The organism is Actinophytocola sp. (assembly GCF_050699915.1).
GTDB lineage: Bacteria > Actinomycetota > Actinomycetes > Mycobacteriales > Pseudonocardiaceae > Actinophytocola.
This window is the reverse complement of record NZ_JBOHGA010000303.1, coordinates 1-6,107: the sequence shown is the minus strand read 5'-3', so window position 1 is coordinate 6,107 and position 6,107 is coordinate 1. Positions and strand designations below refer to the sequence as shown.

General features: G+C 69.8%; 3 protein-coding genes and 1 pseudogene. All 4 read left to right on the top strand.

The window, feature by feature from the left end; translation table 11 throughout:
* Positions 1-507: zinc-binding dehydrogenase (locus ACRDSK_RS30890; RefSeq protein WP_431444926.1), on the top strand; the 507-nt coding region annotated here is incomplete at its 5' end.
* A gap of 419 nt (positions 508-926) precedes the next feature.
* A complete protein-coding gene (locus ACRDSK_RS30885) occupies positions 927-1,946 on the top strand; it encodes a multicopper oxidase domain-containing protein (RefSeq protein ID WP_431444925.1) in 1,020 nt (339 codons plus the stop codon).
* Between the two features lie 44 nt (positions 1,947-1,990).
* Positions 1,991-5,992 carry a ThuA domain-containing protein gene (locus tag ACRDSK_RS30880; protein ID WP_431444924.1) on the top strand — a complete coding sequence of 1,334 codons (4,002 nt, stop codon included), beginning with the start codon at positions 1,991-1,993 and terminating at the stop codon, positions 5,990-5,992.
* A 10-nt stretch (positions 5,993-6,002) separates the two neighbouring features.
* A pseudogene (locus tag ACRDSK_RS30875) lies at positions 6,003-6,107 on the top strand (aldehyde dehydrogenase family protein); the annotation flags it as partial.

Sequence of the window (6,107 nt, the reverse complement as noted above, 5' to 3'; positions counted from 1 at the left end):
CTGCTCGGCCGCCGGGTGCTGGTCACCGGCGCGGCCGGCGGGGTCGGCCGGTTCGCGGTCCGGCTCGCGTCGTTGGCCGGGGCGTACGTGATCGCGTCGGTCGGCTCCTTCGAGCGCGGCGAGGGGCTCGGCGCGGACGAGGTCGTCGTCGGGCTCGACGGCATCGGCACGCCGGTCGACGTGGTGCTCGACAACGTCGGCGGGCCGCAGCTCGTCGCGGCCTGGCGTCTGCTCGCCGAGGGCGGCAGCCTGCAGAGCATCGGCTGGGCCTCGGGCCAGCCGGCGGTCTTCCCGCCGTACTCGACGATCGGCCCGGCCAAGTCGCTGACGTCGTTCGTCAACACCGGCCCGGTCGGTGCGGACCTGGCCGAGCTGGTGGCGCTCCTCGCGGCGGGAGACCTGTCGGTGGCGATCGGCTGGCGCGGCCCGCTCGCCGACTTCGCCGTCGCCGCGGCGGCGCTGCGGGAACGGCGGGTCAGCGGCAAGGCCGTGCTCGACCTGGCGTGAGCTGCCCGACTGCATTCAGTCAACGGTTGAACTAACGGACCGTAATCCTGGTGCGCACGGAGCCGACCGGGGTGCCCTGAGTCACCTATTGGGCCGTTTGGCCTCTTAACTTTCGTCGCTCCGAGACATAAGTTCGAGTCGTTTGATCGGAAGCGGTACGTCTGCGTCAACACGAGTCAACGCGACAGCCAACGTGAGGGACACCCGGCGCCTCGACGCCGGATGAATGCGAGGCAGCGTGACAACGGATGTCACCGCGGCGGTACCCGGCGGCCTGCACCGCCGAGCGTCCCGGCCGCGGACCCGCGTGCCATCCACGGTGCGCCGCGTCGCCGACCCCGGATCCCCGCCACCCGCAGACCGCGGTGGCACCACCCTGCCCTCCCCGACGATCCCGGTGCCCCGAATGGAGATCCTCGATGGACGAACAAGCCCCGCGCGGCCGGTGGTCGCGCCGATCCATGCTGGCCGGAGCCGCGGCCGGCCTGGTGACCCCACTTGTCGTGAACGGTAGTGCGGCACCGTTCACGGTCGCCGCGGCCGCACAGCCCAGGGGCAAGCTCCGCCAGGTCACGATCTACGCGGAGCCGCTGCCCAACGGTCTGTTCGGCTACGGCCTCAACCCCGGGGAGGCCACGATTCCCGGGCCCCTGCTGGAGATCTACGAGGGAGACACCCTCGAGATCGAGCTCGTCAACAACACCGACCAGCGGCTGTCGATCCACCCGCACGGCGTCGACTACGACACCGCGTCCGACGGCAGCCCGCTCAACGCCTCCTTCAACGAGCCGGGCGAGACCCGCACCTACACCTGGCGCAGCCGGCCCCAGGCCAGGGCGTCCGGCGGCTTCTGGATGCCCGGCAGCGCCGGCTACTGGCACTACCACGACCACGCCATGGGCGACCACGGCACACCCGGCATCGCGAAGGGCCTCTACGGCGGGCTGATCGTCCGCAAGAGCGGGGACCTGTTGCCCGACAAGCAGTTCACGGTCGTGTTCAACGAGATGTCCATCAACAACAAGATGGCCCCGGACACCCCGATGTTCGAGGCCAACCACGGCCAGCGGGTGGAGTTCCTGGCCGTCGGGCACGGCAACCAGCCGCACACCTTCCACCTGCACGCGCACCGCTGGGCGGACACCCGCACCGGGATGCTCAACGGGGACGACGACCACAGCCCGGTCGTCGACAACAAGAACCTCGACCCGGGCAGCTCGTTCGGCTTCCAGGTGATCGCCGGCGCCGGCGTCGGGCCCGGTGTGTGGATGTACCACTGCCACGTCCAGTTCCACGCCGACGGCGGGATGGTCGGGCTGTTCCTGGTCCGCAACTCCGACGGCAGCATGCCCGCCGGCGCGCAGGAGGCGATCGACCGCTTCCACGACCACCAGCACGCGCGCGCCAGCGCGCAGGGCGAGCACTCCGCCCACCGGTGACTCCCTGACGACACGACCACACGACCACACGAAGGAGCGAGGGAATGGGACGCAGAGCTCCCACGGGTTCGGCCACACGGCGAGCCTGGAGAACCGCCGCGGTGGTGATGATCGGCGCGGCGATGGCGTTCGGCACCCTGGCCGCACCCGCGGCCGCCGCGCCGGCCGCCAAGCCCGCGGCGCCTGCCAAGGCCGCGGCACCGAAGGCCGCCGGGATCAACGTCATGGTCTTCCACGGCCCGGCCGCGGACCAGAAGGACCCGGTCGAGCGCGCCACCGACGCGATCGCCGGCCTCGGCCAGCAGAACGGCATGACCGTCTCGGTCAGCAGCGACCCCAAGGCGTTCACCGCGGAGAACCTGGCCCGATTCCGGGCCGTCGTGGTCCTCTCCGCCGAGGGCCTCGCGCTCAACGGTGAGCAGGAGACCGCACTCCAGAACTACATCAAGGCCGGCAACGGCTACCTCGGCGTCGCCGACGCCGCCAAGTTCCAACCCGACTCCGAGTGGATGACCGGCCTGATCGGCACCCGCCCGGTCGGCGCCCTGCCGCCCGCCCTGCCGGCGTCGGCGATCACGGCGAGCGCGGAGAACCCGCCGAACGAGACCAAGGAGAAGCTCAACGACGGCCAGGAGCAGACGAAGTGGCTGGCGTTCGAGCCCACCGGGTGGGTCGCCTACGAGCTCGGCGAGCCGGCCGCGGTGACCAAGTACGCGCTCACCTCGGCCAACGACGCCGCCACCCGGGACCCGAAGAACTGGGCCCTGCAAGGGTCTCAGGACGGTTCCACGTGGACGGACCTGGACACCCGAACCGATGAGGAGTTCGCCGAGCGGTTCCAGCGCCGCGAGTTCGAGGTGGACAACACCACGTCCTACGCGCACTACCGGCTGAACATCACCGAGAACGCCGGCGCGAACCTCACCCAGCTCGCCGAGCTGTCGCTGTACACGGCCGACTCGGCGCCGCCGCCCGAGCCGACCCCGCAGGAGTCGGTCGTCGACCTCACCGACCGCCAGCACCCGGCCAACGCCGGCCTGCCGATGAAGCTCACCCGCACCGACAAGTGGCGCAACTGGGCGCCGAACCCGCTCGGCACCGTGCACACGGTGGCGCAGGTGGAGGAGTGGCGCCACGACGCGGGCCAGGGCGCGAACGGCGCCTTCCACCCGGTCTCCTGGTGCCGTGACTACGAGGGCGGCCGGTCCTTCTACACCGGCATGGGCGGCACGGACGGCAGCTACGGCGAGGCCGCGTTCCGCAGCCACCTGCTCGGCGCTCTCAAGTGGACGACCGGCATGGTCCGCGCCGACTGCCAGGCCACCATCGCGGCGAACTACAAGATCGAGCGGCTGTCCGCGCCGAACCAGGCGGGCCAGCTCGACCAGATGGGCGAGCCGCACGGTCTCACGGTCGCGCCCGACGGCACGGTGTTCTACGTCGGCAAGGCGGCCTGCGCGGGCAACGCCGTGCCCCAGCCGAACGACTGGACGAACCCGGACATCGGCAAGGGCTGCGGCACGATCCACCAGTGGGACCCGGTCGCCAAGCAGGTCAAGCTGCTCACCACGCTGGACGTGATGGGCAACCGCGGCAGCGGTGACGAGCTGGTCAAGAACGAGGAGGGCCTGCTCGGCATCGTCCCCGACCCGAACTTCGCGACCAACGGCTTCCTCTACGTGTACTGGATGCCGCACGAGTCGATCGACCGGGACAAGCGGATCGGTCAGCGGACGATCTCGCGGCTGACCTACGACAAGCAGAACCAGACGATCGACCAGGCCACCCGCAAGGACCTGTTGAGCTGGCCCGCGCAGATCCACAGCTGCTGCCACTCCGGCGGCGGCATGTCGTTCGACAAGGACGGCAACCTCTACGTGGGTTCCGGTGACAGCAACTCCTCGGGTGGCTCGGACGGCTACTCCGGCAACAACTGGGAGGCCGAGTTCCAGGGCCTGTCGTTCCAGGACGCGCGCCGCACGGCCGGCAACACGAACGACCTCAACGGCAAGATCCTCCGCATCCACCCGGAGGCGGACGGCACGAGCACGATCCCCGAGGGCAACCTGTTCCCCGAAGCCCAGGACGTCGGGGACAAGACGCGCCCGGAGATCTACGTGATGGGCGTGCGCAACATCTCGCGGCTGGCCATCGATCCGGAGACCAACTGGCTGACCGCCGCGTGGGTCGGCCCGGACGCGGGCTCGCCGGACCCCGACCTCGGGCCGGCGAAGTACGAGACCGCCACGATCATCACCGAGGCGGGCAACCACGGCTGGCCGTACTGCATGGGCAACAGGCAGCCCTACCGCGACCGCAGCAACAATGACGCGGACGTGCTGACCGGTTGGTACGACTGCGACCACCCGCTCAACACCTCGCCGCGCAACACCGGCCGAGTCGAGCTGCCGCCGATCAAGGACAACATGGTCTGGTACTCGCCGGACGGCGGCGGGCCGGTCTTCCCGAAGCGGCCGGGCAGCTCGATCCCGACCTACAACGCGGACGACGCCACCTACACCCAGCCGTACCTGCGTGGCGGGTGCCAGGCGGTCATGAACGGTCCGACGTACCACCACGACCGGGTCGACACCGACAGCGGCGTGGCCTGGCCGAAGTACTGGGACGACAAGTGGTTCGTCGGCGACGAGTGCAACGCGGCCAACCGGGTGGCGCTGACCGTGGACCCGGCGGGCGTGCCGACGCAGCAGCCGCCGGTGTTCGCCGAGTCCCTGGCCAAGATCATCGGCTCGGGATCGGGCGACAACAAGCTGCAGAGCTGGATGGACGCCAAGTTCGGTCCGGACGGTGCGCTCTACATGCTCGACTACGCGGGCGGGTTCTTCAGCCTGGACCCGAACCAGAAGCTGATCAAGGTCAGCTACGAGGGCGGCCCGCCGACCCCGCTGCCGGCGGCCTCGTCGGTCGCGGTGCAGAACAAGCCGCTGACCTACCAGTTCAACGGCACGCGAGCCGGTGGCGTGGCCTACGACTGGGACTTCGGTGACGGCAAGACCTCCACCGAGGCCAACCCGCGGCACACCTACACGCGGGTGGGCGCGCACACCGCCCGGCTGATCGTCACCTACGCCGACGGTACGACGGCGACGGTCCGTACGGCGGTCAGTGTTGGCTGCACCAACCCCGATCCGAACACGACGGTGACGTTCGGGGACACCGACACCACCGTGGTGAACAAGAACGCCGGCGGCGGCTGCAAGATCGACGACATGATCGACGACGAGAGCTCGTGGGCCGGTCACGCCGCGTTCGTCAACCACGTCGAGGCCGTCGTCAAGCGGCTGCGCAACCTCGGCATCGTCAACGCGAACCAGCAGACGAAGCTGAACGCCGCCGCGCGGGCGTCGAACATCGGCAAGCCCGGCAGCACTGGCTACGACGCGATCTACGACGGGACGACCCAGTCGCTGTACGGCTGGTCCCAGGCTCCGTCCGGGTCGTTCTCGATCCAGCCGGACGGGTCGCTGAGAGCCGCCGGTGGGCTGGGCATGTTGTGGTACGCGAAGAAGGCGTTCGGGGACTTCTCGCTGAAGATGGAGTTCAAGGACATCGCACCCGAGGGACACCGGGCCAACAGCGGCGTCTTCGTCCGGTTCCCGGACGTGCGGACTCCGCTGGACCAGCGGCCACCGGGCAGCTGCGGCACCGTCGGCAACGCACGCGACTCGGCGGCGTGGGTCGCGATCTACTGTGGACAGGAGGTCCAGCTCTACGACGGGGAGACCGGTGAGCCGCAGAAGACCGGGTCGATCTACAACTTCGACCAGGTCGGGCTCGAGGACGCCGGCGCCACGCCGAAGGGCGTGTGGAACACCTACGAGATCAAGGTGGTCGGCCAGCACTACACGATCATCCGCAACGGCGTGGTGATCAACGAGTTCGACAACACCCCGGGCCAGGAGTCCTCCCGGCCGGGCGACCCGCCGACCGACCTGCGGCAGTTCGCGAGCGGCTACGTCGGGCTGCAGAACCACAGTGACAACGATCTGATCGAGTTCCGCAACATCCGGGTGCGGTTGCTGTAGCGCAGCGGCCGGCCGGGAGATCATGCGGACCGGGGCCGACAGCCTGAAGCGCTTCTCGTTCGAGCTGGGCGGGAAGTCGCCGGTGGTGGTGTTCGAGGACGCGGACCTGGACCGA

Coding starts and splice junctions, on each gene's coding strand:
- ACRDSK_RS30880 (WP_431444924.1), top strand. CDS start 1,991: ATGGGACGCAGAGCTCCCACGGGTTCGGCCACACGGCGAGCCTGGAGA.
- ACRDSK_RS30885 (WP_431444925.1), top strand. CDS start 927: ATGGACGAACAAGCCCCGCGCGGCCGGTGGTCGCGCCGATCCATGCTG.